This window comes from Paraburkholderia phymatum (assembly GCF_038900715.1).
Lineage (GTDB): Bacteria > Pseudomonadota > Gammaproteobacteria > Burkholderiales > Burkholderiaceae > Paraburkholderia > Paraburkholderia phymatum_A.
Map to the genome: position 1 here is coordinate 82,102 of NZ_JAYMRZ010000011.1, position 26,121 is coordinate 108,222.

At 64.5% G+C, this 26,121-nt stretch carries 28 protein-coding genes; 8 read left to right on the forward strand and 20 right to left on the reverse strand.

The features are described from left to right. Positions 1-26 precede the first annotated feature (26 nt). Complete coding sequence (locus VSR68_RS20735; RefSeq protein WP_342941638.1) at positions 27-689, forward strand: phosphoribosyltransferase; 663 nt, start codon at positions 27-29, stop codon at positions 687-689. 82 nt (positions 690-771) lie between these two features. On the opposite strand, the gene galU is transcribed toward VSR68_RS20735, so the two are convergent. After that, positions 772-1,665 carry a UTP--glucose-1-phosphate uridylyltransferase GalU gene (gene galU, locus VSR68_RS20740; RefSeq protein ID WP_342941639.1) on the reverse strand — a complete coding sequence of 298 codons (894 nt, stop codon included), beginning with the start codon at positions 1,663-1,665 and terminating at the stop codon, positions 772-774. Positions 1,666-2,536: 871 nt separating this feature from the next. Next, positions 2,537-2,833, reverse strand: coding sequence for a YciI-like protein (locus VSR68_RS20745; RefSeq protein ID WP_342941640.1), 297 nt, complete (start codon positions 2,831-2,833; stop codon positions 2,537-2,539). Positions 2,834-3,074: 241 nt separating this feature from the next. Here VSR68_RS20745 and VSR68_RS20750 point away from each other — a divergent pair, with 241 nt between their 5' ends. The 3 genes from VSR68_RS20750 to VSR68_RS20760 all read left to right on the forward strand — a co-directional run bounded on the left by VSR68_RS20750 (position 3,075) and on the right by VSR68_RS20760 (position 5,190). Then, the gene (locus VSR68_RS20750; protein ID WP_342941641.1) at positions 3,075-3,368 is read left to right on the forward strand and encodes a PsiF family protein; all 294 of its coding nucleotides are present in this window, start codon (positions 3,075-3,077) and stop codon (positions 3,366-3,368) included. Positions 3,369-3,709: 341 nt separating this feature from the next. Beyond that, complete coding sequence (locus VSR68_RS20755) at positions 3,710-4,156, forward strand: hypothetical protein (RefSeq protein WP_342941642.1); 447 nt, start codon at positions 3,710-3,712, stop codon at positions 4,154-4,156. A 446-nt stretch (positions 4,157-4,602) separates the two neighbouring features. After that, positions 4,603-5,190, forward strand: a complete 588-nt coding sequence (locus VSR68_RS20760; protein WP_152764790.1) for a BPSL1445 family SYLF domain-containing lipoprotein — start codon at positions 4,603-4,605, stop codon at positions 5,188-5,190. A 243-nt stretch (positions 5,191-5,433) separates the two neighbouring features. Here the strand turns inward: VSR68_RS20760 and VSR68_RS20765 are convergent, their stop codons facing one another. The 9 genes from VSR68_RS20765 to mltG form a co-directional block, all read right to left on the reverse strand. Continuing rightward, complete coding sequence (locus VSR68_RS20765) at positions 5,434-6,507, reverse strand: glycosyltransferase family 4 protein (protein ID WP_342941643.1); 1,074 nt, start codon at positions 6,505-6,507, stop codon at positions 5,434-5,436. A gap of 570 nt (positions 6,508-7,077) precedes the next feature. Beyond that, entirely contained in the window at positions 7,078-8,511 is a 1,434-nt protein-coding gene (otsA, locus tag VSR68_RS20770; protein WP_342941644.1) for an alpha,alpha-trehalose-phosphate synthase (UDP-forming), read from the reverse strand. A 367-nt stretch (positions 8,512-8,878) separates the two neighbouring features. After that, complete coding sequence (locus VSR68_RS20775) at positions 8,879-9,235, reverse strand: Rap1a/Tai family immunity protein (protein WP_090862326.1); 357 nt, start codon at positions 9,233-9,235, stop codon at positions 8,879-8,881. A gap of 110 nt (positions 9,236-9,345) precedes the next feature. After that, positions 9,346-10,119 (reverse strand): ankyrin repeat domain-containing protein, encoded by a 774-nt coding sequence (locus VSR68_RS20780; RefSeq protein ID WP_342941645.1) that lies wholly within the window; start codon positions 10,117-10,119, stop codon positions 9,346-9,348. A 51-nt stretch (positions 10,120-10,170) separates the two neighbouring features. Then, positions 10,171-10,962, reverse strand: coding sequence for a TatD family hydrolase (locus VSR68_RS20785; protein WP_342941646.1), 792 nt, complete (start codon positions 10,960-10,962; stop codon positions 10,171-10,173). Positions 10,963-11,004: 42 nt separating this feature from the next. After that, the gene (locus tag VSR68_RS20790; protein WP_342941647.1) at positions 11,005-11,511 is read right to left on the reverse strand and encodes an N-acetyltransferase family protein; all 507 of its coding nucleotides are present in this window, start codon (positions 11,509-11,511) and stop codon (positions 11,005-11,007) included. Positions 11,512-11,577: 66 nt separating this feature from the next. Further along, positions 11,578-12,627, reverse strand: coding sequence for a DNA polymerase III subunit delta' (locus tag VSR68_RS20795; RefSeq protein WP_342941648.1), 1,050 nt, complete (start codon positions 12,625-12,627; stop codon positions 11,578-11,580). 94 nt (positions 12,628-12,721) lie between these two features. Beyond that, entirely contained in the window at positions 12,722-13,342 is a 621-nt protein-coding gene (gene tmk / locus VSR68_RS20800; RefSeq protein ID WP_342941787.1) for a dTMP kinase, read from the reverse strand. Next, positions 13,342-14,352, reverse strand: coding sequence for an endolytic transglycosylase MltG (gene mltG, locus VSR68_RS20805; protein ID WP_342941649.1), 1,011 nt, complete (start codon positions 14,350-14,352; stop codon positions 13,342-13,344). The genes tmk and mltG overlap by 1 nt, the downstream gene beginning before the upstream one ends. Positions 14,353-14,430: 78 nt before the next feature. Here mltG and VSR68_RS20810 point away from each other — a divergent pair, with 78 nt between their 5' ends. Then, positions 14,431-15,477 carry a folate-binding protein gene (locus tag VSR68_RS20810; RefSeq protein WP_342941650.1) on the forward strand — a complete coding sequence of 349 codons (1,047 nt, stop codon included), beginning with the start codon at positions 14,431-14,433 and terminating at the stop codon, positions 15,475-15,477. A gap of 100 nt (positions 15,478-15,577) precedes the next feature. Beyond that, positions 15,578-16,402, forward strand: coding sequence for an NRDE family protein (locus tag VSR68_RS20815; protein ID WP_342941651.1), 825 nt, complete (start codon positions 15,578-15,580; stop codon positions 16,400-16,402). Between the two features lie 28 nt (positions 16,403-16,430). Here the strand turns inward: VSR68_RS20815 and VSR68_RS20820 are convergent, their stop codons facing one another. The 5 genes from VSR68_RS20820 to VSR68_RS20840 form a co-directional block, all read right to left on the reverse strand. Then, positions 16,431-17,390: an alpha/beta hydrolase gene (locus tag VSR68_RS20820; protein ID WP_342941788.1), complete on the reverse strand. Its 960-nt coding sequence runs from the start codon at positions 17,388-17,390 to the stop codon at positions 16,431-16,433. Positions 17,391-17,492: 102 nt separating this feature from the next. Then, positions 17,493-18,362 carry an SDR family oxidoreductase gene (locus VSR68_RS20825; protein ID WP_342941652.1) on the reverse strand — a complete coding sequence of 290 codons (870 nt, stop codon included), beginning with the start codon at positions 18,360-18,362 and terminating at the stop codon, positions 17,493-17,495. Positions 18,363-18,419: 57 nt separating this feature from the next. Further along, positions 18,420-19,418 carry an NADP-dependent oxidoreductase gene (locus VSR68_RS20830; protein WP_342941653.1) on the reverse strand — a complete coding sequence of 333 codons (999 nt, stop codon included), beginning with the start codon at positions 19,416-19,418 and terminating at the stop codon, positions 18,420-18,422. Positions 19,419-19,472: 54 nt separating this feature from the next. Continuing rightward, a complete protein-coding gene (locus VSR68_RS20835; RefSeq protein ID WP_342941789.1) occupies positions 19,473-19,919 on the reverse strand; it encodes a PaaI family thioesterase in 447 nt (148 codons plus the stop codon). Positions 19,920-19,949: 30 nt separating this feature from the next. Next, entirely contained in the window at positions 19,950-20,249 is a 300-nt protein-coding gene (locus VSR68_RS20840; RefSeq protein ID WP_342941654.1) for a Dabb family protein, read from the reverse strand. A 488-nt stretch (positions 20,250-20,737) separates the two neighbouring features. Between VSR68_RS20840 and VSR68_RS20845 the strand changes: the two genes are divergently transcribed. Continuing rightward, complete coding sequence (locus VSR68_RS20845; RefSeq protein WP_152764762.1) at positions 20,738-21,031, forward strand: GYD domain-containing protein; 294 nt, start codon at positions 20,738-20,740, stop codon at positions 21,029-21,031. A gap of 212 nt (positions 21,032-21,243) precedes the next feature. Here the strand turns inward: VSR68_RS20845 and VSR68_RS20850 are convergent, their stop codons facing one another. Then, positions 21,244-21,867: a trimeric intracellular cation channel family protein gene (locus tag VSR68_RS20850; protein ID WP_342941655.1), complete on the reverse strand. Its 624-nt coding sequence runs from the start codon at positions 21,865-21,867 to the stop codon at positions 21,244-21,246. Positions 21,868-22,273: 406 nt separating this feature from the next. On the opposite strand from VSR68_RS20850, the gene VSR68_RS20855 reads away from it, so the two are divergent. Then, complete coding sequence (locus tag VSR68_RS20855) at positions 22,274-22,711, forward strand: LEA type 2 family protein (protein ID WP_428983549.1); 438 nt, start codon at positions 22,274-22,276, stop codon at positions 22,709-22,711. Between the two features lie 168 nt (positions 22,712-22,879). On the opposite strand, the gene VSR68_RS20860 is transcribed toward VSR68_RS20855, so the two are convergent. The 3 genes from VSR68_RS20860 to pncA all read right to left on the reverse strand — a co-directional run bounded on the left by VSR68_RS20860 (position 22,880) and on the right by pncA (position 26,112). Beyond that, positions 22,880-23,767, reverse strand: a complete 888-nt coding sequence (locus VSR68_RS20860) for an SH3 domain-containing protein (protein ID WP_342941657.1) — start codon at positions 23,765-23,767, stop codon at positions 22,880-22,882. A 474-nt stretch (positions 23,768-24,241) separates the two neighbouring features. Next, positions 24,242-25,420, reverse strand: a complete 1,179-nt coding sequence (locus tag VSR68_RS20865; RefSeq protein ID WP_342941658.1) for an acetyl-CoA C-acyltransferase — start codon at positions 25,418-25,420, stop codon at positions 24,242-24,244. Between the two features lie 65 nt (positions 25,421-25,485). Then, positions 25,486-26,112, reverse strand: coding sequence for a bifunctional nicotinamidase/pyrazinamidase (pncA, locus tag VSR68_RS20870; protein ID WP_342941659.1), 627 nt, complete (start codon positions 26,110-26,112; stop codon positions 25,486-25,488). Positions 26,113-26,121: the final 9 nt, after the last annotated feature.

Here is a 26,121-nt window from a genome sequence, read left to right on the forward strand (position 1 = left end):
ATTTGTAGCGGACGTGGGAGCGAATCATGTTCTGTCGATTTGCCGATCGTGCCGACGCGGGCCGCGCGCTCGCCGATCAGTTGAAGCAATACGCGCAACGCGACGACGTGGTCGTGCTCGGGCTGCCGCGCGGCGGCGTGCCCGTCGCGTATGAAGTAGCGCGCGCGCTCGGCGCGCCGCTCGACGTGCTCGTCGTCAGGAAGCTGGGCATGCCGTGGCAACCGGAACTGGCAATGGGGGCGATCGCGTCGGGCGACGCGCTCTACCTCGATGAAGAATTGATGCGCGAGTCGGGTGTTTCGCAGGAGGAGTTCGACCGCGTGCTGGCAGACGAGAAAGCGCAGCTCGCGCGGCGTGAGGCGCTCTTTCGCGATCCGCGGCGCGCGAGCGTCGACGTTGCGGGCCGCGTCGCCATCATCGTCGACGATGGACTCGCCACGGGCGCATCGATGAAGGCGGCCGCGCGCGCGTTGCGTGCGCGCGGCCCGGCGAAGCTCGTCGCCGGGTTGCCCGTCGCGCCGTATGACGCGGCTGAACGCATCGTCAGCGACGTCGACGAATTCGTCTGCGTGGCGTCGCCCGAACTCTTCTTCAGCGTGAGCCAGTTCTATGCGGATTTCAGCGAAACCACCGACGACGACGTACGCGCAATACTCGCGCGTACATCGCCGGCGAGCGGGCACGCGTGAAGCGGATCACGCGTGCGCTCGCGCGCACCGATGTACAAGGCGACAGCGGGTAGAGACGATGGCGCTGCCATAGACGCTGCTTTCAGGCGGCGGCTGCCGTCAGATGCATCGGCAGATAGCTTTGCAGATAGTCCTCGAACTCCGCGCGCACTTCCGGGTGACGCAGCGCGAATTCGACGGTGGCCTTCAGATAGCCGAGCTTGCTGCCGCAATCGAAACGCGTGCCGAAGTAGCGGTAGGCCAGCACCTGTTGTTCCGTCAGCAGCGATTCCAGTGCGTCCGTCAGTTGCAGCTCACCGCCTGCACCCGGCTTCAGCGCGCGAATGTGCCGGAAGATCGTCGGCATCAGCACATAGCGGCCGACCACGCCGAGATTCGACGGCGCCTTCTCGGGCGCGGGCTTCTCGACGATACCCGACAGCTTGATCACATCTTCTTCCCATTCCTTGCCGTCGACGACGCCATACGAACGGCTCGCCTCGCGCGCGATGGTTTCGACGCCGACCACCGAGCTGTGATAGTGGTTGAACACGTCGACGAGCTGCTTCATCACAGGCTGTTCGCTGTGCAGCAGGTCGTCCGCGAGAATGACGGCGAACGGGCTTTCGCCGACCAGTTTTTCCGCGCACAGCACGGCATGACCCAGGCCGAGCGCTTCCGCCTGACGCACGTAGAAGCAGTCGACGTTCGAAGGCTTGATGCTGCGCACGAGTTCGAGCAGTTGCTCCTTGCCGCGCGCTTCGAGTTCCGCTTCGATCTCATAGGACTTGTCGAAGTGGTCTTCGATTGCGCGCTTGCTGCGGCCCGTGACGAAGATCATCTCGGTGATGCCCGCGGCAATCGCTTCTTCGACCGCGTACTGGATTAGCGGCTTGTCGACGATGGGCAGCATCTCCTTCGGGCTCGCCTTCGTGGCGGGCAAAAAACGTGTTCCAAGACCCGCGACAGGGAAGACGGCTTTGGTGACTTTCAGCATGGTGTGCATTTCCACTCGGTTGATTGAATGTATGCAATCGCCAGGACAGGCGGCGCGATATCGTGCCCGGAAGAGACTAGCGCAAAATCAGTCGAAACGAGCCACAAATACGACGCCACAATTAATTATTGATTCATTTCGCGGGCCAAACCATTATATGAAATGAATTCGGAAATAATGACGCGATTTGATTAATCAATTCACATGTGCGACGTAAATCTTGCTTGTGGCATGCGCAGGTCCGGGCACGCGGCACTCACTCGTTGTCCTCGAATTGCGGCATATTTTCCGGAGTCATCCGGATACGGCTGATCGGCTCGTTGCGCAGCGCTTCGCGATATGCGGAAACGCTTATTGCAGCAACGGCACGGCAACGCCGGCGAGCAAATGCAGGTTCATGACCCTACCTGTCAAAAGGTTGCCGGCATTAACCTACCATGAAAGAAGCGTCAAATAACTTCATCGACTAACCGAATTGCGCCATTCTCTCCACACGGAAAACAATCGCTAAATTATTGAATGATTTTTTATCGATTTTTTGCACGCGCGGTCTCCGACGATAGGCAATCGGGTTTGATCGACACAGAAACGACGTCGGTTACGACGTCCCACGCAACGCGCGAATAGCGCGCGACACCGCGGCAATGCTCGCGCCGACGCGATGACGCATGCGTGTGAGCATGGAAGATGCGCGACAAAACAGGCGCGTGTGAATTCAACTTAATGAGCCAGCATAAAACGCCATCGCGCAGACGGATTCTCTGTTTGAGCTGCATATTTCCGCTGCGCGAGGCGCTCTTGACCGCTTTCGACAAGCCGTGGTTTTGGTCTTCTGCGATGCAATCGCAATGTGCAAGCGAAGGATGCGCGTTCAACGAACAGGCGTCGACGCGTGCTCGCCGACGACTGTCGTCCAGGGCCGCACGCGCCATTGCGTGACGAGTCCATTGAGCACGTACGGGTCCGCTTTGGCGAACGCTTCAGGCACTTCGGGCGAACCGGCTTCGAACAGCAGAACGGCGGTATCGACAGGATCGGCCAGCGCACCCGCCAACAGCAGCTCGCCGCGCTCGGCGGCCGCCCACGCGAGCTTCAGATGCGCGCCACGAAACTCGGCGCGGCGTTCGAGATAATCGGATGACACATCGTAGATCAACAGATAGTGCATAGTGAAAACTCCTGGATGGTTACGACTCAAGCATAGCGGTATCGACTGCTTGACCCAGCGATCCTGGGGAAATACCTGTGCATTCCGAAAGGTGTCCCGGTCAACCGATTGCCCTGTCCGTTCGTTCTGACAGGCACCATGCGAAGCAATGGTGACGGCCAATCACAGCGAAGGCGACCCGCCCGGCTCGAAGCCCGTCTCACGAGAACCAACAACATCCACAACCGTGATGGAGTGTCCCATGAAGATGCAAGCCATTATCACCGCCCTCGCCCTGACGGGCTTGCTCGCGTCGCCGGCTTTCGCCGCGAACAGCCAGCAAACGAAGATGGCCGATTGCAACAAGCAGGCCGGTGACAAGAAAGGCGACGAGCGCAAGGCGTTCATGAAGAGCTGCCTGTCGGCCGCGCCGGCGGCTGCTTCGACGCCGATGTCGCAACAGGACAAGATGAAGGCGTGCAACACGCAAGCCGGCGACAAGAAAGGCGACGAGCGCAAGGCGTTCATGAAGACCTGCCTGAGCAACAAGGGCTAACCGAGGTTCGGTTCGCTATATCGTAGCTTCGTCGCTTGAACGGGACGAAGCGGAAGCGAACAGCAAAGCGCGGAAAGCGGCGCCCGTTGGTGTGGGCGCCGTTTTCTTTTTGCGCTCGGGCCGTGCCCGTTACCGGTGTCGCGCGGCAAGTCACGCGCTCGCGGTTTGCGCGCCTTGCGATGTCGCGCACATATCGGCACCGCCCGGCGCATCGCGCCCTGCACTTTGCGGGCCATTTTCTTCTATGATGGCTGCACACAGACGGCCCACCCCACCTAAAACAAGTCCCACGGGCCGCCAGCTTGTCGTTGATGCCCCTCGCGCATCGCACGGAGGCAAGGATGGTTGGGAGACACAAGAATCGCTGGCTGCGTCGCTGGCTGGTGGTGATCGTATTCTGGGCGGTGCCCGTGACGATCGTCGCCGTGCGCGAGATTCAGGAGGAGATGGCCTATAACCGGGTCGACCTGAACAACGCGCTCACGACCTGGCAGCTCACCGACGCGCAACGCGCCGCCGGCGCCGCCGCGCGCTGCCGAGGCAAGCCCGACGATGCGCGCGCGGCCGGCTGTCCCGCCGACGTGCTCGCGGCCAATGCGCCGCGTCAGCAGGACGCGCTCAACGAATATGAGGTCCGCAAGAGCACGCTCGCGAGCTATCTGTGGCATGCGTTCGTCGGCTATTGGATCGTGCCGGCCGCAACGATCTTCGCGATCGGCTTTGTCATCGGGATCGTGCGGCGCGCGCTGCGAAGGCCGCCCGTGAACAAGAGCACGGCGAATCACTAGCGCTCGCGCGCTTCAGGCGCTCGCGCGCCACCAATGACGAAACCGGCATCATGGCGATGCGGCGTGTATGTGGCTCGGCGGCCCGACGGAAGCCGTTGCGGCATTCCCGCAACACTTTCCATTGCCTTTCGACCGATTTTTTCGCAGCGCAGAAGCCGGTAAATACGACCTGTATCCGCCACCGCCGAATGACACGGAGCTCGCCGCGAAGCGAGCCATTCGTATGACGTCGCGCGATCGTTCGACGCCGCCGGGACGCCGTTGCGGCATACGGCCAGCGACCGGCCAGAATTACCCAACGATTCGCTGACCATCCCCGGAGTGCCCGTCGCACAAGGGTTTGCGCGGTGCTCGCAAGACCCTTGCTTTCTTGTGCGTGTGATATAACTAAACAGGCAACCCGCGTGAACTGAGGCTGCACCCCGGAACCACGATGGAGAAAAACGATGCAAAGACGAAACTTCATTCTGAAGAGTACCGCCGCGCTCGCTTTCGGAAGCCTTGCACTGGCCGGCTGCACCACCACCAAGAGCAGCGGGGAATCGGCCGCTACCGACATGTCCAAACGCCAGTCGATCGACGCCAGCGTCGACGGCACGATGTCGCGTCTGTACACCTCGGTCAGCGGATCGCGCGAGCTGGTCTCGAAGGCGCGTGGCGTCCTCGTGTTCCCGTCCGTGCTGCAGGTCGGCTTCGTGGTCGGCGGACAGTATGGTGAAGGCGCGCTGCGTGTCGGCGGCCACTCCGTCGGGTACTACAGCACGGTTTCCGGCTCGTTCGGCCTGACAGCGGGCGCGCAGTCGAAGGCGATCATCTTCCTCTTCATGACGCAGGACGCGCTCGACAAATTCCGCAATTCGGACGGCTGGTCGGCAGGCGCGGATGCGTCGGTTGCGCTCGTCAAGGTCGGTGCGAACGGCGCCGTCGACACGACGACGGCCACCGCTCCCGTCCAGGCCTTCGTGCTGACGAATGCCGGCCTGATGGCGGACGTGTCGCTGAACGGCACGAAGGTATCGCGGCTGAAGATCTGACGATGTGACGCCGGCGCGGCCCGTTTTCCTCCGTGCGACGGGGCCGGGCTGCTGTTGCGCACGACGACGGGACGCGGACGCAAGTCCGCAAGGCAGCCGGTGTTCCGGCAGGCTGTCGATCGACCGTGCTGCGTCGCAGAGCGTCGGCGGCGAATGTGACAAAGGGCGATGCAGCTACTCACTGCATCGCCCTTTCTTTATGCGCAATCCTTGCGTCTGCTAACCACGACTTTGGGGGACGCGTCAGGTGGTGCTCGACGACGCGTCGATCACCTTGAAGCGCGAGCGCTTCTGCGCGCGGATCACGGATTGATACGCCTCGATGTACTGCCGCGCCATCCGGTGCGACGTGAAGCGTTCTTCGAAGCGCTTGCGCACGAGCGCGCGCGGCAGCTTGTGCAGACGATTGATCGCGGCCACGGCGCCGATTTCGTCTTCGACGATGAAGCCCGATACGCCGTCGTCGACGACTTCGGGCACCGCGCCGCGATTGAACGCGATGACGGGCGTGCCGCACGCCATCGCCTCGATCATGACGAGCCCGAACGGCTCGGGCCAGTCGATCGGAAACAGCAGCGCATGCGCGCCCGACAGGAATTCGGCCTTTTGATCATCCGCGATTTCACCGATGTATTCGACATACGGCAGATCGAGCAGCGGCTTGATGTCGCGTTCGAAGTACTCACGGTCGGCGGCGTCCACCTTCGCGGCGATACGGATCGGCAGCCCGCAGCGGCCCGCGATGCGGATGGCCGTATCGACGCGTTTTTCAGGCGAAATGCGCCCGAGAAACGCGAGGTACTTCTGCTCGACGGGCTGCGGCACGTAGAGCTTTTCGGGCAGCCCGTGATAGACGGTGGAAAGCCATCTGGCCTGCGGCAGCGGATGACGCTGCGCGTTCGAGATCGAGATGACAGGTGCCGTGTTGAACGTATCGAACACCGGCTGCTGCTCGGGCAGATCGAGACGACCGTGCAGCGTCGTCACGAACGGCGTGTCCTGGCGCTTGAACACCGAAAACGAGTAGTAGTCCATGTGGAAATGGAGTACGTCGAAATCTTCGGCCTGACGGCGCACGAGTTCCATCAGCAGCATGTGCGGCGCGATGCGGTCGCGAATACCCGGATCGAGGCGCAGCGCGCGCGGCCACACCGCTTCGAGCTTCGCGCTCGTGACGGAGTCGCCGCTTGCAAAGAGCGTCACGTCGTGCCCGAGGTCGACGAGCGCCTCGGTGATGTACGACACGACCCGTTCGGTGCCGCCATACAGTTTCGGCGGCACGGATTCCGTCAAAGGGGCGATCTGCGCAATTCTCATGTGTGTCTCCAAGCGGCCAACGATGCGGGGCCCGCTGCGGCGAGTCGGTGGCGAACGAGTATGCCAGCAGGCAGACGGCCTTTCAAACGCGGTGCAACGGCCCGATGCACGCTCACGCGTCGATGCGCCGCCCGGCTCGGGTCGAACGCCGGTCAACCCGGACAACCCCTAAGCGGCGCCATTGCTTCGGCAGCAAACGGGCGCTTCGGGGCGCGCTTCGCCTCTCACCAGGCACCTCTCGTTTCCATGTACGGATTATTGCCTACCGTTTCGCGAAAGCCCCTGGGGTATTTCAATTGCATGTCGCTGTTACAGTCGGGAAACACTCGATTACGGCGCCAGGTTCTTCAAGCATCATGCGCCTTGCGCGGCCCTTCGCGCTGCGTAGTGTTATCGCGAGGGCCACTTCCATGCGGGCAGATCGCGCGAATCCGCGTCGGCGTGATCAGATCGCGAAGCGACCGATAATTGGCGATCGGAAGCGTGCTCAGCATCCGCATTCCGAACAGCGGGCGTTTCGTGCAGAACCATTGAGATTGATCCGGATAGCGAATGAATGCTGGTGACGCATCACGTATCCCTCTCCTGTCTCGCCGACGACCAGCTCTCGGGAAACGCAGCGGGCGCCGGCACGTTGCGCAGATCGCGCAGGAACGAATCGCGCCACACGCCGAGATCGTTCTTGCGCAATGCCTCCATGTCCGTTTCGTGGCGCTGCTGGCGCTCTGCGAGCGGCATCGCGAGCGCCTGCTGCAATGCTTCGCACATGCCGATCGAATCGTGCGGATTCACGATCAGCGCGCCCTTCAGTTCCGCCGCCGCGCCCGCGAACATCGAGAGCACCAGCACGCCCGGATCGTCGGGATTCTGCGCGGCTACGTACTCTTTCGCGACGAGATTCATCCCGTCGTGCAGCGGCGTGACGAAGCCGACCTGCGATTCGCGGAACAGCGACATCAGTTTCCAGCGGTCGTATTGCTGGTTCAGATAGCGGATGGGTGTGTAGTCAAGGCCTGAGTATTTTCCGTTGATACGCCCTGCTTCATATTCGAGTTGCTGACGGATGTCCTGGTATGTCGTCACGTCGGAGCGCGTCGGAGGCGCGATCTGGACGAGCGAGACATTGCCGCGCCACTCGGGCGAACGCTCCAGCAACGCTTCGAACGCGCGGAATCGCTCGACGAGCCCTTTCGAATAGTCGAGCCGGTCCACGCTCATGATCAGCTTGCGCCCTTCGAGGCTCTGCTTCAGGTCGAGCACATGCTGACGGCTCTCGTACCGCTTCGCCTGCTCCGCGATCTCATCGGGAAACACGCCGATCCGGTACACACCCGTGCGCAGCTTGCGCCCGAACGCTTCGACGTGCCCATCGTCCGATACGGTGCCGCGCGCGTGCCTGGACAGATAGTCGTGAAACGCAAGCTCGTCGTTTTGGGTCTGGAAGCCCAACAGGTCATAGCAGCACAACGACTTGACCAGTTCTTCGTGCGGCGGGATGTTGAGCAGGATCTGCGGCGACGGAAACGGAATATGCAGGAAGAATCCGATGCGATTCGACACGCCTTCGGATCGCAGCGCTTCGGCGAATGGAATCAGGTGATAGTCGTGGACCCAGATGATGTCGTCGGGCTGGAGCAGCCTGATCAGCTTGTGCGCGAGCCACGCGTTGACGCGCCGGTAGCCCGCGTATTCGTCGCGCTCGTAGCGCGCGAGATCGTTGCGGTAGTGGAAGACGGGCCACAGGGTTGCGTTCGAGAAGCCGCGATAGTACTGGTCGTAGTCCTTGCGCGTGAGTCCTGTGGTGGCGAACGTCACGGGGCCGTCCACTTCGAGTGTCGGCCCGGCATTGGCGACCGTTTCGCTGACGACGTCGCCGCTCCATCCGAACCACACCCCGCCCGTGTCCTTCAGCGCGCCGAACACGCCCACGGCCAGCCCGCCCGCGGAGCCTTTGGTTTCCGTCGGCGTTGCCACGCGATTCGACACGACGATCAGTCGGCCCATGTTGCTGTCCCTCCACTTTCGTTGAGGCGGCCGGTCGTCGTGGCCGGCGCGCGTTGTTCAGTGTTGGTTCGACCGTGGTTGCAACGGATCAGTTGCACATTTGTGCACATCCGGAAGGCATAGGCAAAAAGACCGGCCGCATGGGCGCGCCCGCAGATGCGCGAGCCAATAGCGATAAAGGGAGTACGACGCGCGCGCCAGCAACGAAAACGGCGCGGCAAAGCACTCGCAAATGAAGCGCACGCACCCAACGGAAAGCGAACGAAGCACACGCGCCGCAAGCGCAAAAACGCGCGCCGTGCATGCAGCACGGCGCGCGTCGGAGTGCGGCGCGGACGGACGAAGCGGGCGCGATGCCCGCCGCCGGTCAGCTACCCGACTTGCAGGGAAACGCCTTGCCGAGCCCGAGCGAGACGGCCGTGCTCGCGTTGTAGCCGGCGACGTTCGGATTGTCGGCGATGTACTTGCGCACGGCGTCCGTCAGTTGCTGCGAGCGCGCGTCCGGCGGCAGGCAGAAGTACTGGCCGACGCGCGGGCCCGTCGTCCCGCCGATGGCATCGATCGTGTTGAAGACGCCGTCCGCGGCCCCTTCGATGTACGCCGCGCACGCGCTACGGGATGCAACGTCCGTCTTCGTGCACAGCTTGTTGAGGTCGCCCCCCGTGAACGCGGCAGCCGTCAACGGCACAGCGAGCGCGCCGGCGCAAATCAAAACCCGCAGCATGTTTTTTTCCTTCCTCGTATGAGCCGGGCAACGTGGACGGCGCCCGGCTGTCTTTGCCGCCAAACAGTCACGGCTGCAATTCGGGCGCGTGGTGACTCGCGCCGAAGCCGCTATTTTGCACTGTTTTGCGGCGTTGCAGGCGCGCCGGCGGGTGCCTGCTTTTGCGTCTGCTGCATGCGCGCCGTCAGGCCCTCGACGACGTCCGGCTCCTTGTACTGCTTCGCGAAATCGAGCGCCGTCAGGCCGATCTGGTTCTTCACGTTCAGGTCCGCGCCGCTGTCGAGCAGCAGCTTGACGGTCGACACGTGGCCGCCGCGCGCCGCCATCATCAGCGGCGTCGTGCCGTTCGGCGAACCCGCGTCGATGTATGCGTCGTGATCGAGCAACAGCTTGACGATGTCGTCGTGACCGTTCGCGGCTGCGTAGTGCAGCGGCGCCCAGCCCTTCTTGTTGACCTCGGCGTCCTTCGCGATCAGCAGCTTCACGATATTGATGTCGCCGTTCAGCGCGGCCATCATCATCGCGTTTTCGCCCGCCTTGTCGAGAATCTCGACGTCCGTTTTCGGGTTGTCGATCAGCGCGGCGACCACCTTGTCCGACTTCTCGCGCGCGGCGATCACCAGAAGCGGGATGCCCTGGTTGTCGGCCATGTTCGGGTCCATGCCGTTCGCCAGTTGCTTCTTCACTTCCTTCACGTCGTCGAACTTGACGGCCTTGATCATCGTGTCGGCGGGCGCCGCATGCGCAGGCAGCGCGCCGAGCGTCGCGAACGCGACACCCGCCGCCAGCGACACAGCCGCGAAACGTCGGCGCAGGCCCACGGCGCGCGCGATGGACGGACGCAAAGGCATGCCGTTACGGCCCTCGATCATGTATTTTTTCATGCTTTACTTTAGGAAAATTTCCTATCCTATTGATATTGCTGACTTCGCAACTCAAGCACCTGCCGGCGCCGGAATCTTGAACAGGCGGAAGAAGTTCTCGGTCGTCGCAGCGGCGAGCGCTTCGTCCGGCATCTCGCGTTGCTGCGCGATGAAGCGTCCGACATAGCTCACGTACGCAGGTTCATTCGGCTTGCCGCGATATGGCACGGGAGCGAGGTACGGCGAGTCGGTTTCGATCAGCAACCGGTCGAGCGGCACGCGGCGCGCGACATCCTGCACGTCGGTCGCGTTCTTGAACGTGACGATGCCCGACAGCGAAATGTGGAAATTCTGCGCGAGCGCCTGTTCGGCGACGGTCCACGGCTCGGTGAAGCAGTGCATCACGCCGCCCGGCTCGCTCGCGCGCTCCTCGGCCATGATCCGCAGCGTGTCCGCCGACGACGCGCGCGTATGGATGATCAGCGGCTTGCCCGTCCGATGCGCGGCGCGGATATGCACGCGAAAGCGCTCGCGCTGCCACTCCATATCATCGATCGAGCGGCCTTCGAGCCGGTAGTAGTCGAGCCCCGTCTCGCCGATCGCAACCACCTTCGGATGCTGCGCCAGCTCGACCAGCTCGGCGACGGACGGCTCGCGCGCGTCTTCGTGATCGGGATGCACGCCAACCGACGCGTACACGTTGTCATACGCGCTCGCGATGTCCAGCACGGACGGCAGTGTTTCGAAATCGACGGATACGCACAACGCATGCGTGACGGCATGCGAGCGCATATTCTCCAGCACTTGCGGCAGGCGGTCGCCGAGTCCCTCGAAGTTGATGTGACAGTGCGAATCGACAAACATGATGAAGTCCTGCGAAAAATCCGATGGCGAGTCAGTGCGCCCTTAGTGTGAACCGTCCAGACGCTTACCGAGGATGACGAGATCGCGTTCGACGCCATCCAGCACCGCAACGCGCGGCAGCGTGCCCCAGGCGGTAAAGCCGAACGATTGGAAAAGCCGCACGCTCGGCTCATTGTGGCCGAACACGAAACCGAGCACCGTATCGATGCCGAGCTTCGGCGCCGCTTCCAGCGAAGCCGCAAGCAGTTTCTTTCCCAAGCCCTTGCCACGCGCCGCTTCGTCCAGATAGATGCTGACTTCGGACGTACGCTGATAGGCCGGACGGCCGTAGAAATCAGAAAAACTCAGCCATCCGATAATGCGCCCCTCGTCTTCGACCACCCACAGCGGACGCTTCTCGGGGCCATGCGCGTCGAACCACGCGCGGCGGCTGTCGATGCTGACGGGCTCCAGATCGGCCGTGACCTGCCGCGACGGCACGGTCGAGTTGTAAATGGCGACGATTTCGGGCAGATCGTCGAGCGTGGCGTCGCGGTACTGAAAAGTCATGTCGATATCGTTCAATGTAATGGGACAGGAAGCACGGCGAAACGGCCGCACGCCGCTCCGCGCGGGCTACGCGAACAGGTCGCGATAGCCGAGAAACAGTTCCTCGAACACGAGCCGCGCGTTGAGCGGATGGTTCTCGACGGCGCGCTGCCGCGTGACCGTCCGCATGAAACGCGCGAATGCGTGCGCATCGGCCAGCGACGCGCAGCGCGCAAGCGCCGACGCAGCCGCCGGGAAATAGCGCGGCGTGCCCGCCGTGGACTGCGCGAGCAGGTCGTACATCCAGCGCTGCAGCCAGCCGAGTACGAGCGGAACAGGCAGCTTCTGCAGCGTCTCGCCGCAGGCGAACGCATCGCAGTCCGGACCAGCCGCCAGTTGCTTCAGCGTCCAGTCGCGCAGCGGCCGGTTTTCGTCGCTCGCCAGCGCGAGCGCCGTCAGCGGCGCGCCGCCCACTTCCGCGAGCAGGCCCGGCGCATCGTCGATGCCCTGCGCCGCGAGCCAGGCCGTGGCGGCCTCCGGCGAGGGCGTCGTCATCGGCCATTGACGGCAGCGGCTGATGATGGTCGGCAGCAGGCGGTCGATGCGCGCCGACACCATCAGGAACACGACGCCCGCAGGCGGTTCTTCGAGCGTCTTGAGCAGCGCATTGGCGGCGGCGACATTCAGCGCCTCGGCGGGATACAGCACGACGACGCGCATCCCGCCGCGATGCGAGCCGACGCCGCAAAAGTCCAGCAGCGCCCGCACCTGCTCGATCTTGATTTCCTTGCTCGGCGCGCGCGTCTTCTTGCCGCCGTCGTCGGCGTCGCCCTTGTCGGCTTTGTCCGCTTTGTCATCGCCTGCGGCGTTGACGAAGCCCGCTTCGGCGGCAAGGGCCTCGGGCAGCACGATCCGGTAGTCCGGGTGATTGCCCTGGCTGAACCAGTTGCACGCCGCGCACTTGCCGCACGGCTCGCCGTTGGGCAACGCCGATTCGCACAACAGCCCCTGCGCAAGATGCTGGGCGAAGCGCAGCTTGCCGATCCCGGCCTGCCCATGAAGCAGCAACGCATGCGGCCAGTGGGCGCGCAGCTGCTGCAGGCGGCTCCAGTCATCGGTTTGCCACGGATAAATCATCGTTTGTCTTTTGATTCACTAGGTTGACGAGACTTTCTCAAGTATTGGCCGAACATCTCTACCGGTCATATGGAAAGCTTATATCGCTTGAAAATCAAAGCGATGCAATCAATTCCTCGAGCTGTTTCTGGATGTCCGCGACGCTGCGCGTCGAGTCGATGATAGCGAATCGATAAGGCGCTTCCTCGGCGCGGCGCAGGTATTCGGCGCGCGTGCGGGTAAAGAACGCGTCCGATTCGCTCTCGAAGCGATCCGGCGCGCGCGCGGCGCTGCGGCGTTCGCTGGCCGTATCGGGCGGCACGTCGAACAGCACCGTCAGGTCCGGCTGGAAACCGCCCTGCACCCAGCGCTCGAGCGTTTCCAGCTTGTCGCGCGGCAGGCCGCGCCCGCCGCCCTGATAGGCGAACGTCGCATCGGTGAAGCGGTCGGACAGCACCCAGTCGCCGCGCGCCAGCGCCGGCTCGATGACCTGCGCGAGATGCTCGCGGCGCGCCGCGAACATCAGCAGCGCCTCGGTTTCGAGATCCATCGGCTGATGCAGCAGGATGTCGCGCAGCGTTTCGCCGAGCTTCGTGCCGCCCGGCTCGCGCGTCATGACGACGGAGCGGCCCGCCGCCGCGACCTTCTGCTCCAGCCGGTCGCGGAACCAGCCGAGATGTGTGGTCTTGCCCGCGCCGTCGATGCCCTCGAACGTGATGAATTTGCCCCGCGCCATCATTGCCCTCGAATGTATTTGTCGACGGCCTTGTTGTGATCGCCGAGCGTGTCAGAAAAAATGCTGCTGCCGTCGCCGCGCGAGACGAAATACAGCGCGGTGGTCGGCGCGGGGTTGAGCGCGGCCTGCAGCGACGCGACGCCCGGCAGCGCGATCGGCGAAGGCGGCAGACCCATCCGCGTGTAGGTATTGTAGGGAGTGTCCGTCTGCAAATCCTTTTTGCGCAGATGCCCCGTGTAGCTGTCGCCCATTCCGTAGATGACGGTCGGGTCGGTCTGCAGCGGCATGCCCGCGCGCAGACGGTTCGCGAACACGCCCGCGACCATTGCCCGGTCGGAGGCCTTGCCCGTTTCCTTTTCGACGATCGACGCCATCGTCAGCGCCTCATACGGCGTCTTGTACGGCAGGCCCGGCGCGCGCCCGGCCCATGCTTCGTCGATGCGCAGCTTCATCAGCCGGTACGCGCGGCGATAGACGTCGAGATCGCTCGCGTCCTTGTCGAACAGGTAGGTATCCGGGAAGAACAGCCCTTCGCCCGTGCCCGTCGGCGTTTCCGGCGCGCCGATTGCTTTCAGGATGTCGGCGTCGGACATGGTCGCCGTGTCGTGCTTCAGCGCAGGGTTCGAATCCAGTTCCGAGCGCATGTGCCTGAACGTCCAGCCTTCGATGATCGTCGCGACGTACTCGTTGACGTCGCCGCGCGCGATCTTCTGCAGCACTTCGTACGGCGTGATGCCCTGCTTGAACTCGTAGTTGCCCGATTTGAGCGCCGTCTGCAGGCGGAGCACGCGCGTCATGATGACGAACAGCTCAGGCTCGACTGGCACGCCGCCTCTGTTGAGCTGCGCGGTGACGCTGCGCAGGCTGCTGTGCGGCTTGATCGTGACGTCGAGTTGCGGGCTGGCGAGTTGGACGGGTGTGGTGGCCCAGTGGTAGGCGCCGAAGGCCGCGGCGACGGTCAGCATCGCGAGCACGACGCAAGCGATGAGACATTTCTTCAAAAAGGTCATGCGAAACATGGCAGGAGTGAAGCCAATATAATACTTGCTTGCCTCCGCCAAAGTCAGATTTGACTGTTCACCGAATCCATGAACGCACCGCTCGCTGCACCCGGCACCGCTGCCTCCGCTTCCGTTTCGCTTCCCGCGTTCCCGCGACCCACGCGCGACGAATTCGATGCCGTGCTGTCGCGCGGCGCTTTCATGCCGCTTCCGCAGTTCGGCGTGATCGATACGAAGGGCGACGACGCCGCCTCCTTCCTGCATTCGCAGCTCACCAACGACACACAGCATCTCGACGCGGCCACCGCGCGCCTTGCCGGCTACTGCTCGGCGAAAGGCCGCCTGCTCGCGTCGTTCCTCATGTGGTGCAGCGGCGAGTCGATCCGGATGCTGGTATCGAAGGACGTGCAGACCGGCGTGCAAAAGCGTCTGTCGATGTTCGTGCTGCGCGCGAAAGCGAAGCTGTCCGACGCGACGGACGACACGCTCGCGATCGGCCTCGCCGGTGACGTGCGCGCCGCGCTCTCCGGCGTGTTCGACGCGATTCCCGACGGCGTGCACGTGAAGGTCGACGGCCCGGCGGGCTCGCTCGTGCGCGTGCCGGATGCGGCGGGACGCCTGCGGTATGTGTGGGTCGGCCCGACTGCCGAAGTCCAGGCGCGCCTGCCCGCGCTCGAAACGAAGCTCACGCGCGTGTCGGCGGCCGTGTGGGACTGGCTCGACATCCGTGCGGGCGAGCCGCGCATCACGCAGCGCGTCGCCGAGCAGTTCGTCCCGCAGATGGTCAACTTCGACGTGCTCGGCGGCGTCAATTTCCGCAAGGGCTGCTATCCGGGCCAGGAAGTGGTCGCGCGCAGCCAGTATCGCGGCACGATCAAGCGGCGCATGGCGCTCGCGAACGTCGCGGGCGAAATGGAAAGCGTCGTGCCGGGCGCCGAGCTGTTCCATTCGGACGATCCGGGCCAGCCGTGCGGGATGCTCGTCAATACGGCGGCTGCGCCCGACGGCGGCGTCGATGCGCTCGTCGAGATCAAGCTCGCCGCGCTCGAAAACGGCACCGTGCATCTGGGCTCGGCGGACGGTCCGGCGCTCGCTTTCCTGCCGTTGCCGTACGCGCTGCCGGCGGAAATCTGAGCCAAAGCGATACCTGCATGCTCAACGCGCCGCGCCTTTTTGTTCGGGCGCGGCGTGGTCCCGCCGTGTTCACGCACTCTCGTTACGTAAACCTTTTCCGATGTGTCTGATCGTGTTCGACTGGCGCCCCGATGCGTCCGACGGTCCGCTGTTCACGCTCGCCGCGAACCGCGACGAATTCCTGAAGCGCACAGCCGAGCCGATGCACTGGTGGGACGAAGCGCCCGATCTGCTCGCGGGGCGCGATCTCGTCGGCGGCGGCACGTGGCTCGGGATGACGCGCGACGGACGCTTCGCCGCGCTCACCAACTATCGCGCGCCGAGCGAAATGCGCGCCGACGCCCCGACGCGCGGCACGCTGGTCAGCAACTGGCTGTCGAACGGCCACGGCATCGAGCGCGGCACGCCGCCGCTCGACTATCTGCTGCAAGTCGCGCAAGACGGCGACATGTATAACGGCTTCAATCTGCTGGTGGGCGACTGGAAGCAGCGCGAACTGGCCTGGTACTGCAACCGCTCGCCCGCCGCGCCGACGCTGCTCGCGCCGGGCACGCACGGCATCTCGAACGCGGTGCTCGACACGCCGTGGCCCAAGCTCGTTCACAAGCGCGCGGAACTCGCGCAGGTGCTCGCCGGCGACGCGCGCGCACCGCTCGCGACGCTGGTCGGCCTGATGCGCGATCCGCACGTCGCGCGCGACGACGAACTGCCGGCGACGGGCATTTCGCTCGAGCGCGAACGCGCGCTGTCGGCGGCCTTCATCGATACGCCCGAGTACGGCACGCGGGGCACGACGGCGCTGCGGGTGCTTGCGCAGCACTCTCGCCTCAGCGTGTCGGCGCTCGAACGCAGCGACGACAACGGTTCGCACCGCGTCGTACGTCCCGGCGACTACGAGCGCTGCTTCACATTCGACATCGCGTAACGCAAAGCCGCGCCAGACAGCACGCGCCCTATTCGACGCCGAACGCGGCGCGCAACGCCGCCGCTGCATCCTCATGCGCGCGGCTGACTTCGGGCACGTAGCCGCCCATCTTGAAGAACTCGTGGATCATGCCGGCGTAGCACTTGAACGCGACGGCATTGCCCGCCTCGCGCAGCTTGTACGCATAGGCCTCGCCTTCGTCGCTGAGCGGATCGTATTCGGCCGTCGCAATCCACGCGCGCGCCACGCGACGGAAATCCGGCGCGCCGCGCGTGCCGTCGAGCGGCGCGAAACGCCAGTCATGGCGATCGTCGTCGTTGCGCAGGTATTGCTCGAAGAACCATTGAATCGTGTCGCCGGACAGCAGGTAGCCGTCCGCGAGGCGTTCGTGCGAATCGGTCTGCTGGTGGCCCGTCGTGCCGGGATAGATCAGCAGTTGCAGCGCGAGCTCGATATCCGCGTCTCGCGCAAGCACGGCGCAGACGGTGGCGAGCGTGCCGCCCGCGCTATCGCCGCCGACGGCGATGCGGCGCGCGTCGATGCCATAGAGCGCCGCGTTCTCATGAAGCCACTTGAGCGCGTCGAACGAATCGTCGACGGCCGTCGGGAACTTGTGCTCGGGCGCGAGCCGGTAATCGACCGACATCACGACGCACTGCGCGTCGCGCGCGAACATCCGGCAGATCGCATCGTGCGTGTTCACGCTGCCGACCGTGAAGCCGCCGCCGTGATAGTAGACGAGCGCGGGCGCGGGGTTTGCCCACTGCGGCTCGGCGGGATGATAGAGACGCACGCGGATCGGCACGCCGTCGCGCATCGGCACGTCGATGTCTTCGACAGAAAACATCGGCGCGGCGGGCACTTCGAGTATCGGCGCGCTCTTTTCGTATGACGCGCGCGCTTCCTGCGCGGTCAGATCGTGATACGCGGGGCGCTTCGCGCGCGCGATCATGTCGAGCACCTGCTCGATCTTCGGGTTCAACGGCATGTTCGGTCGGCGGCGCATGAGCGCCCGTCGGTTGAGTGAGCGCCGTATGATGCCACGTGACGCCACGAAGCGCTTACGTTACCCATGCCGGTCATGCGCGCGCTAACGGACTTCCTTGACCTCGGGCTTCAGCGACAGCGGATCAGTCGGATTGCGCTGCTGCTCGATATCCTCGTGGCGCAGCCGCACCGTCGCAAGAATGGCGGGATGCGTGAGGATATAAAAGCGCCGCTCGGCGATCGCGTCGAACGTCAGGCTCGCGACATCCGCCGCGCTGAGCTTGCCGGAACGCACGGCGCGCTGCAGCTGCTTGTCGGCGGCGAGTTGCGAGCGAGTCGGTTGCGCGCCGTTGCGCAGCGATTCGGGACGCGAGCGCTCGGCGTCCGCGATGCCCGTCGGCACGAACGCGGGACACAGCAGCGAGCAACCGACTTCGCCACCCGCGTTTTGTAGATCGTGATAGAGCGTCTCCGTCAGCGACACGACCGCGTGTTTCGACGCGTTGTAGATGCCCATCGACGGCGGCGACAGCAAGCCCGCCACCGACGCGGTATTGACGATATGTGCGGGCTCGTTCTGCGCGAGCATGATCGGCGTGAAGACGCGCACGCCATGCGCGACGCCCATCACGTTGACGCCGAATACCCAGGCCCAGTCGTTCGCCGAGCTTTCCCACAGGAAGCCGCCCGCGCCGACGCCCGCGTTGTTGAAGAGCAGATGGACCTTGCCGAAGGCCGCGAGCGCGGCATCGGCCAGCGCCTGAACCTGCGCGGCATCGGAGACGTCCGTAGGCACGCCGACGACTTCCGCGCCCGACGCGCGCAGGGTGTCGACCGTTTGCGCGAGCGCGCTCGCATCGACATCCGCGAGCACGAGCTTCATGCCGAGCGATGCGCCCTTTTCCGCGAACGCGCGGCCAAAACCGCTCGCCGCGCCCGTGATAACGGCAACCTTGCCGTCGAACTGGAACATGCAAACTCCCTTAGTGGACCATTGCGCGTGGTGAGTGCCTGAAGACGGCCCGCGCGCTCAGATCAGCTTGACGAGCTGCTTGCCGAAGTTGCGCCCCTTCAGCATGCCGAGAAACGCTTCCGGCGCGTTCTCCAGACCGTGCGCGATGGACTCGCGATAGTGCAGCTTCTTTTGCGCGACGAGCGTGCCGAGCTCCTTCAGCGCAACGGGCCACACATCGAGGTGTTCGGTGATGATGAAGCCCTGCACGAGCAGACGCTGCGTGAGGATCAACGACGGATGCTTGAGCGGCACGGGCGCGCCGTCGTAACCGGCGATATAGCCACACACCGCGATGCGGCCGAACGCGTTCATCCGCGCGAGCGTCGCGTCGAGCCCGTCGCCGCCGACGTTCTCGAAGCAGCCGTCCACGCCGTTGGGCGTCGCCGCCTTCAGGTCCTGGTACAGGTTGCCCGCCTTGTAGTCGACGCATGCATCGAAGCCGAGTGTCTCGACGACATAGCGGCATTTCTCGGCGCCGCCCGCAATGCCCACGGCACGCGCGCCCGCGAGCTTCGCCAGTTGCCCGACGACGCTGCCGACGGCCCCGCTCGCCGCGCTGACAACGACCGTCTCGCCCGCCTTCGGCGCGATGATCCTGTTGAGGCCGTACCAGCCCGTCGCGCCCGGCATGCCGACAGGCCCGAGATACGCGGAGAGCGGCACGTGCGTGTCATCGACCTTTTGCAAGCCCTTGCCGTCCGATGTGCCGAACTCCTGCCAGCCGAACATGCCGACCACCCTGTCGCCGGGCTTGAATGCCGCGTTCTTCGACTCGATCACTTCACCCACCGTGCCACCGATCATCACTTCGTTCAACGGCTGGGGCGCTGCGTACGACTTCGCGTCGTTCATGCGGCCGCGCATGTACGGATCGAGCGACAGGTAGTGATTGCGCACGCGCACCTCGCCGTCTGCGAGCGGCGCAAGCGGCGTTTCGACGAGCCTGAAATTGTCCGTGGATGCCGCGCCTTGCGGACGCGACACGAGGAGGATCTGACGATTGACTTCGTCCATGACGGTTGTCTCCGTAAATTGTTCGGTCATCGATGAAAGCGCAGGGCCACGCGTTCAGCCGTCGCTGGGCCCGGGTCTCGCGGACGGATCGCTGCGCAGCCGCTGCTGCCTGACCTCGCGGCCGACGGCGAGCCGCCGCATGTACTTGAACGTGCCGAGCGCCTTCGCGACGAAGTGGCCTTCGCTGTCGCGAATCTCGCCTTCGCAATAGGCCATCGTGGTCGAGCGGTGCAGCACGCGGGCCGTCGCGCGCAACTCGCCGCTGCCGGGCTGCATGAAGTTCACTTTCATTTCGACGGTCACGACGCCGATGCCGTCCGCGGCGAGACTGCGCGCGGCCATCGCCAGCGCGCAGTCGGCGAGCGTCATCGTGATGCCGCCGTGCGCGACGGCCCATGTGTTCAGATGCTCGGGGCGCAACGTCAGCAGGACTTCGCTCGCGCCGTCCGTTGCCGACACGAGCTGCGCGCCGAGATGATCGATGAACGGGCTCTCGATCATCATGTGATTCGGTTGATGGGTCATCGGTATTCAGATTTCATAATCGACGGCCTCGCGCGATTCGCGGATGGGCGCAAGAAATGCCTTCACGATCTGGTGCGCGGGATGAACCTGATACGCGTCGAGGGCCGCCTTGTCGGTGAAGTCGCAGACGAGCACGACGTCGCAGGTCGAGTCGAGGCCAGGCGTCGCGATGCCTACATCGAGACGCACGATGCCCGGTACGGCATCGCGGCATGCCTCGAGTTTTTCCTTCAGCAGCAGCGCGTTCTGTTCGCGCGTCGCGCCTTCTGCCGCTTTGAGCTTCCACATCACGATATGACGAATCAAGGGATTCACCTTTGCTGTTGACTGTGCGGCGGCGCATGCCCGGCATGCGTTGCATGAAAGTCGCGTCGTCAGATGATACCCGCACTGTGCCCATGCATGGAGCGGGCTGCACGGCATAGGACAAAAGCACATCGACCCTTGCAATTGGCCCTTTCGGACGCGCCGCGTCGCCTATACTTTTCAGGCAGTCAGCCCGGCCGTGCGCGGCATCCGCAACGCAGTCACAACACATTCGCAACGCAGTCGCACCCGTCGCACAGCAGTCGAAAACAGCGCGCAACGCGAAGCCGGGCATCAACGATCCGCGGCCTTCCCTCTTCCGGGCGCCCATCGTCTCGCGCTGCGGCCGCCTTGTCTTCTTTTCTCTTTGCGTCTTTATGCACGCATAGAAAACGGCCCGCGCGCCGGGTCGCATTCGTTCGTCGATTCGTCGCGAACGACGTCACGGCACACGCGCGGCAGTTCCACATTCCCATCACGAGGACAACATGGCCACTTACATCATGCTCGCAAACTGGACAGACCAGGGCGTGCGCACCGCGAAAGACACGGTCAACCGGGCGCGCGCATTCCGCGAAACCAGCAAGGCGATGGGCGTAACGATCGGCACCGTGAACTGGACGCTGGGCGCGTACGACCTGGTGATCTCGTTCGACTCGCCCGACGACGAAACCACGACCCGCCTCGGCCTCGCGCTCGCTGCGCTAGGCAACGTCCGCACGGCGACGCTGCGCGCGTTCGGCGAAGACGAGATGGAGCGAATCGTCGGCGGATTGAAGTAGGCGTGCGACGCGACATTCCGAAGGCGCGGCGCTCGAGGGTATCGACCGATACGCGGGCGCTGCGCCTCCAATCTTGCTGACGATTAACGTCTGCTTTTGACGGCTACTTTTGATACCTGCTTTTAATGCCCGCTTTTAATGCCTGCTTTCGACGGCTACTTTCGACGTCTGCTTTTGACGCCTGCTATTCGCCCCGGTCGCGCAGACTGCGCTTACATCCTCGCGCGCGGCAGATGCCATCCATGCGTGGCCGCGACGACGCGCAGCACGAAGCACGCAACGCCACCCGCCACGCCCGCCATCGCAGGGGACAGCCCGAGGCGACGCGCGATCAGCACGAGAACCGCGCCGACGAACGCCGCCGTCGCATAGATATCGGCGACGAGCACCGATGGAATGCGCGCGAGCAGCACATCCCGGATGACGCCGCCGCCGACGCCCGTCACCGCGCCCATCAGCGCCGCCACGAACGGACGGATTCCGAACAGAATCGCCTTCTCGACGCCCGCGACGGCGAACAGCGCCAGCCCCGCTGCGTCGAGCACCATGAGCCAGAACGCGGGAAAGCCCTCGGCGTCGGAATGAAAGAGGAAAGTGAGCAGGCCCGCGACGAAGGTCAGTGCCGGATAGCGCCAGTCGCGAATCGCATTGGGTGGCGTCGCGCCAATCAGCAGATCGCGCGTCACGCCGCCGCCCAGCGACGCGACGAACGCGATCACCATCACGCCGAGCAGATCGAGGCCGCTGTGCATCGCCGCCACCGCGCCCTCGATCGCGAAGATGAACGTGCCGAGTAGATCGGCGGCGAGGACGATGGTTTCCATTTTTGGTTTCATGCGGATCGTTGCAATCGGGATGAGCTGGGCAGCATGGCGAAAACGCGCGGCGATGGTGTCGTTCGTGGGCGCCGTTCACGGGCGCCGCCTTCGCGAAACAGGTCTGCGCGAGACAGGTCGACGCGAAACGGGTCAGCGCGAACCAGGTGGACCCAAAGCACGGTGCGCGACGGGCGGCGCGATTGTCTCATCGCCGTGGCAATACGAAAAGCGGGAGCGTTGGCGCGCGTTGTACCGCTCGCCGCTTCACTCGCCGTTGTGCCTGCACGGGTGCGCCGGCCGTCGTGCGCCCCGCTAGAATTCATCCGATGCACGCCGTTTCGCGTGCTTCCCTTTGATGAGGTGCATGACCATGGCCATTCAGCGCGTCTGGCGCTTCATTCGCGTGTTGTTCTTCGCCGTCGCGATGCTGTCGGTGGCCGGCTGTGCGAGCATGTTCGGCCACGATCCGTTGCGCGTGACCGTCGCCGGCATCGAGCCGCTCGCGGGCCAGGGCATGGAAATGCGCTTCAATCTGAAACTGCGCGTGCAGAACCCGAACGACGCGCCCATCGACTTCAACGGCGTTTCCGTCGAACTCGATCTCAACGGCAAGCCGTTCGCGAGCGGCGTCAGCGATCAGGCGGGCACCGTGCCGCGTTTCGGCGAAACAGTGATCAGCGTGCCGTTGACGGTGCCCGCGTTCGCCGCCGTGCGTCAGGCGTTCGCCTTCGCCGACAGCGCACAGTCGGGCAACCTGCCTTACGTACTGCGCGGACGCCTCGCGGGCGGCATCACGGGAGGCACGCGCTTCATCGATCAGGGCACGCTGTCGCTGCCGATGGGCAATATGAGCGGGCTGTAGCGGTTACGGCGGGTTTGGGTTTGGGTTTGGGTTTGGGTTTGGGTTTGGGTTTGGGTTCTGGTTCGCCCGCCGCGCCTGACATGATCTGCCGCGCGTTCGCCGTTGGTGAAGCGGCGTGAACGCGCGGCGATTTGCGGCCGATGAGCGCAGTTGTGCTCCGCGAGACGCTCAGTGATTCGACATGGACGGGCCTTGTCCCGGCGTCGCGCCTGGCGGCCTTTGCGCATTGTGTTCCCCTTGCCCTGGGGGCGGCCCGGTTGGGCGCGCCACCGCCTGGCCGGGCGGCGGCCCCGACGGATGCCCACCGCCTTGGGCAGGCGGCGGTCCCTGTGGACGCATACCGCCCTGAGCGGGCGGCGGTCCCGCCGGACTTCCGCCTTGCATCGGCGGCTGCTGAGGCCGCGGCCCACCGCCCTGCATAGGCGGCTGCTGAGGCCGTGGTCCGCCGCCCTGCATCTGAGGTTGCCCCGGTTGCGGCCCACCGCCCTGCATCTGCGGTGGCGGGCCACCTTGCGGCGGTCCGGCCCGATGTCCATGTTCGGCGCCGAGCGGCTGTGGACCTTGTTCAAACGGTGGCGGCTGATTCGGCGATTGTGGCGGAGGCCGGTTCGCGCCCTGCGGCGGGGGCGGCGGCCGGTGTGGCGGCGGCGGATGATGCTCCCAGCGCGAACGGTCCGGATACCACGGACGCTCGCGATAGTAATGGCCCCAGTACGTCCCCAGCGAGAACGTGACGAGGGGCAGACCGATCACTGCGCCGTAGTTCATGATGGGGACGCTGCTGCCCTGATACGGATACGTCAGATAGCCGCCGTAGACCCAGCCGCGCGCGCCCGCGATCTCGACATCGCACCACGTATAGCCGCTCACGCAGCCGTAGACGGTCACGGGTTGCCCCGATGGCAATTGCGCGACGACGGGATAGTCCTGTGCCGGTCCCGCGTACAGATAGACGGGCTCGTTCGTGTAAGCCTCTGATTGCGCCGACGCAGCACCCGACGCGACCGACAGCGCCACCGCCTCCACAACGGCGACGCAAGCAACCCGCATTCGCATGATTCCCTCCTGTGTCGACCCGAGTTGGCGCTTCAGCGCCTACTCGGGTCCCATGCAAAGCTGTCGACCCGAGTTGGCGCTTCAGCGCCTACTCAGGTCCCATGCAACGCTGCCGACCCGAGTTGACACTTCAGCGCCTTACCCCGATCCGATACAAACCTGCCGATGACAGTTGGAGCCGTAGCGCCTTGCTCTGTTCCCCCTGCAACGTCATTTGCGGTGAACTTCGCCGCTGTCTTCGATAATGCCGGCCAAAGTGATCGCGATGCATGTAACGTGGACCCGTTTAAGCCGGCAGCGTATCGACCATCGCGAGCGAATCCTGTGCCTGCCTCTTATCGCCGTTGTCACCGGCACGCGCCGCACGACCATCGGACCGATCGCCGCGCCATCGAAACACGCAAAAAACGCTGGCAACAAAAAAAGCCCACGTGCTTCCACACGCGGGCTTTCCACCAACCGATACAAACGCGATCAGGCGATCTCGAACAATCCCGCCGCGCCCTGGCCGCCGCCGATGCACATCGTCACCACGACGAACTTCGCGCCGCGCCGCTTGCCTTCGATCAGCGCATGGCCCGTCAGCCGTGCGCCCGACACGCCGTACGGATGCCCGACGGCAATCGCGCCGCCGTTGACGTTCAGGCGTTCGTTCGGAATACCGAGCTTGTCTCGGCAATACAGCACCTGCACGGCGAACGCTTCGTTCAGTTCCCACAGACCGATATCGTCGACCTTGAGTCCCGCCTGCTTCAGCAGTTTCGGCACGGCGAATACAGGGCCGATGCCCATTTCGTCCGGCTCGCAGCCCGCGACCGCGAAGCCACGGAAAATGCCCAACGGCTGCAGGCCTTCGCGCTCCGCGACCTTCGCGTTCATCACCACGCACGCCGACGCGCCGTCCGAAAACTGGCTCGCGTTGCCCGCCGTGATCACGCCGCCCGGCACCGCCGTGCGGATCTTCGACACGCCTTCGAGCGTCGTGTCCGCGCGGATGCCTTCGTCGGCGGCGATCGTCACTTCCTTCGTGAACATGCGCCCGCTCGCCTTGTCGGCGACGCCCGCGAGCACAGTCATCGGCACGATCTCGTCGTTGAAGCGCCCGGCTTCCTGCGCCGCCGCCGCGCGCTGCTGCGATTGCACGCCGTATTCGTCCTGACGCTCCTTCGAAATCGAATAGCGTTTCGCGACGTTTTCGGCCGTCTGCAGCATCGGCCAGTAAACCTCCGGCTTGTGCTCCATCAGCCAGCTGTCGCGCAACATGTGCAGATTCATTTCGTTCTGCACGCACGAGATCGACTCGACGCCGCCCGCGACGAACACATCGCCCTCGCCGACCATCACGCGTTGCGCGGCCAATGCGATCGTCTGCAGCCCCGACGAGCAGAAACGGTTCACGGTCATGCCCGGCACCGTCACGGGCAGGCCGGCGCGCAGCGCGATCGGCCGCGCGATGTTCGAGCCCGTCGCGCCTTCGGGGTTCGCGCAGCCCATGATCACGTCCTCGACGCGCGCCGGGTCGATCTTCGCGCGCTCGACGGCGGCCTTGGTCGCGTGTCCGCCGAGCGTCGCGCCATGCGTCATGTTGAACGCGCCGCGCCACGATTTGGCAAGGCCCGTGCGGGCAGTCGATACGATTACGGCATCAGTCATCTACGTCTCCAACTTTCCAAAGAGTGTGTGAGGTTCGCGTTGTGCACTGGACGGCGCTGGGCGATTCATGCCAGCACGTCCATCGATTGCACGCGCTCGACACCCGCGGCGCGCATGTCGCGCCACGCGTTGTCCAGCGAACCGTTCAGATCGATCGCGCGGGTCGCGTCTTCGATGACGGTGGCCTCGAAGCCCGCCGCGCGCGCGTCGAGCGCGGACCACGCGACGCAATAGTCGGTCGCCAGTCCACAGCACCACACGCGCGTCACGCCCGTGTCGCGCAGGTAGCCGGCAAGGCCCGTCGGCGTCTTGCGGTCTGCTTCGACAAACGCCGAATAGCTGTCGACGTTCGCGTGATGACCCTTGCGGATCACCGCGCGCGCATGCGGAATGTCGAGATCCGCATGCAGCGCGGCGCCAGGCGTGTCCTGCACGCAATGCGTCGGCCACAGCACCTGCTCGCCGTACGGCAGCGTGATCGTCTCGAACGGCTGGCGCCCCGCGTGGTTCGCCGCGAACGACACATGCGACGGCGGATGCCAGTCCTGCGTCAGCACGACGTGGCTGAAACGCCGCGCGAGCCGGTTCACGAGCGGCACGATTTCATCGCCGCGCTCGACCGCGAGCGCGCCACCCGGCATGAAGTCGTTCTGCACGTCGACGACGAGCAGAACTTCGTTGGCACTTTTCATCGCTGTTCC

Excerpts from the sequence above, each read along its gene's own strand:
- VSR68_RS20735 (WP_342941638.1), top strand. The coding sequence starts at position 27 with ATGTTCTGTCGATTTGCCGATCGTGCCGACGCGGGCCGCGCGCTCGCC.
- galU (WP_342941639.1), bottom strand. The coding sequence starts at position 1,665 with ATGCTGAAAGTCACCAAAGCCGTCTTCCCTGTCGCGGGTCTTGGAACA.
- VSR68_RS20745 (WP_342941640.1), bottom strand. The coding sequence starts at position 2,833 with ATGCACTATCTGTTGATCTACGATGTGTCATCCGATTATCTCGAACGC.
- VSR68_RS20750 (WP_342941641.1), top strand. The coding sequence starts at position 3,075 with ATGAAGATGCAAGCCATTATCACCGCCCTCGCCCTGACGGGCTTGCTC.
- VSR68_RS20755 (WP_342941642.1), top strand. The coding sequence starts at position 3,710 with ATGGTTGGGAGACACAAGAATCGCTGGCTGCGTCGCTGGCTGGTGGTG.
- VSR68_RS20760 (WP_152764790.1), top strand. The coding sequence starts at position 4,603 with ATGCAAAGACGAAACTTCATTCTGAAGAGTACCGCCGCGCTCGCTTTC.
- VSR68_RS20765 (WP_342941643.1), bottom strand. The coding sequence starts at position 6,507 with ATGAGAATTGCGCAGATCGCCCCTTTGACGGAATCCGTGCCGCCGAAA.
- otsA (WP_342941644.1), bottom strand. The coding sequence starts at position 8,511 with ATGGGCCGACTGATCGTCGTGTCGAATCGCGTGGCAACGCCGACGGAA.
- VSR68_RS20775 (WP_090862326.1), bottom strand. The coding sequence starts at position 9,235 with ATGCTGCGGGTTTTGATTTGCGCCGGCGCGCTCGCTGTGCCGTTGACG.
- VSR68_RS20780 (WP_342941645.1), bottom strand. The coding sequence starts at position 10,119 with ATGAAAAAATACATGATCGAGGGCCGTAACGGCATGCCTTTGCGTCCG.
- VSR68_RS20785 (WP_342941646.1), bottom strand. The coding sequence starts at position 10,962 with ATGTTTGTCGATTCGCACTGTCACATCAACTTCGAGGGACTCGGCGAC.
- VSR68_RS20790 (WP_342941647.1), bottom strand. The coding sequence starts at position 11,511 with ATGACTTTTCAGTACCGCGACGCCACGCTCGACGATCTGCCCGAAATC.
- VSR68_RS20795 (WP_342941648.1), bottom strand. The coding sequence starts at position 12,627 with ATGATTTATCCGTGGCAAACCGATGACTGGAGCCGCCTGCAGCAGCTG.
- tmk (WP_342941787.1), bottom strand. The coding sequence starts at position 13,342 with ATGGCGCGGGGCAAATTCATCACGTTCGAGGGCATCGACGGCGCGGGC.
- mltG (WP_342941649.1), bottom strand. The coding sequence starts at position 14,352 with ATGACCTTTTTGAAGAAATGTCTCATCGCTTGCGTCGTGCTCGCGATG.
- VSR68_RS20810 (WP_342941650.1), top strand. The coding sequence starts at position 14,431 with ATGAACGCACCGCTCGCTGCACCCGGCACCGCTGCCTCCGCTTCCGTT.
- VSR68_RS20815 (WP_342941651.1), top strand. The coding sequence starts at position 15,578 with ATGTGTCTGATCGTGTTCGACTGGCGCCCCGATGCGTCCGACGGTCCG.
- VSR68_RS20820 (WP_342941788.1), bottom strand. The coding sequence starts at position 17,390 with ATGCCGTTGAACCCGAAGATCGAGCAGGTGCTCGACATGATCGCGCGC.
- VSR68_RS20825 (WP_342941652.1), bottom strand. The coding sequence starts at position 18,362 with ATGTTCCAGTTCGACGGCAAGGTTGCCGTTATCACGGGCGCGGCGAGC.
- VSR68_RS20830 (WP_342941653.1), bottom strand. The coding sequence starts at position 19,418 with ATGGACGAAGTCAATCGTCAGATCCTCCTCGTGTCGCGTCCGCAAGGC.
- VSR68_RS20835 (WP_342941789.1), bottom strand. The coding sequence starts at position 19,919 with ATGATCGAGAGCCCGTTCATCGATCATCTCGGCGCGCAGCTCGTGTCG.
- VSR68_RS20845 (WP_152764762.1), top strand. The coding sequence starts at position 20,738 with ATGGCCACTTACATCATGCTCGCAAACTGGACAGACCAGGGCGTGCGC.
- VSR68_RS20850 (WP_342941655.1), bottom strand. The coding sequence starts at position 21,867 with ATGAAACCAAAAATGGAAACCATCGTCCTCGCCGCCGATCTACTCGGC.
- VSR68_RS20855 (WP_428983549.1), top strand. The coding sequence starts at position 22,274 with ATGCTGTCGGTGGCCGGCTGTGCGAGCATGTTCGGCCACGATCCGTTG.
- VSR68_RS20860 (WP_342941657.1), bottom strand. The coding sequence starts at position 23,767 with ATGCGAATGCGGGTTGCTTGCGTCGCCGTTGTGGAGGCGGTGGCGCTG.
- VSR68_RS20865 (WP_342941658.1), bottom strand. The coding sequence starts at position 25,420 with ATGACTGATGCCGTAATCGTATCGACTGCCCGCACGGGCCTTGCCAAA.
- pncA (WP_342941659.1), bottom strand. The coding sequence starts at position 26,112 with ATGAAAAGTGCCAACGAAGTTCTGCTCGTCGTCGACGTGCAGAACGAC.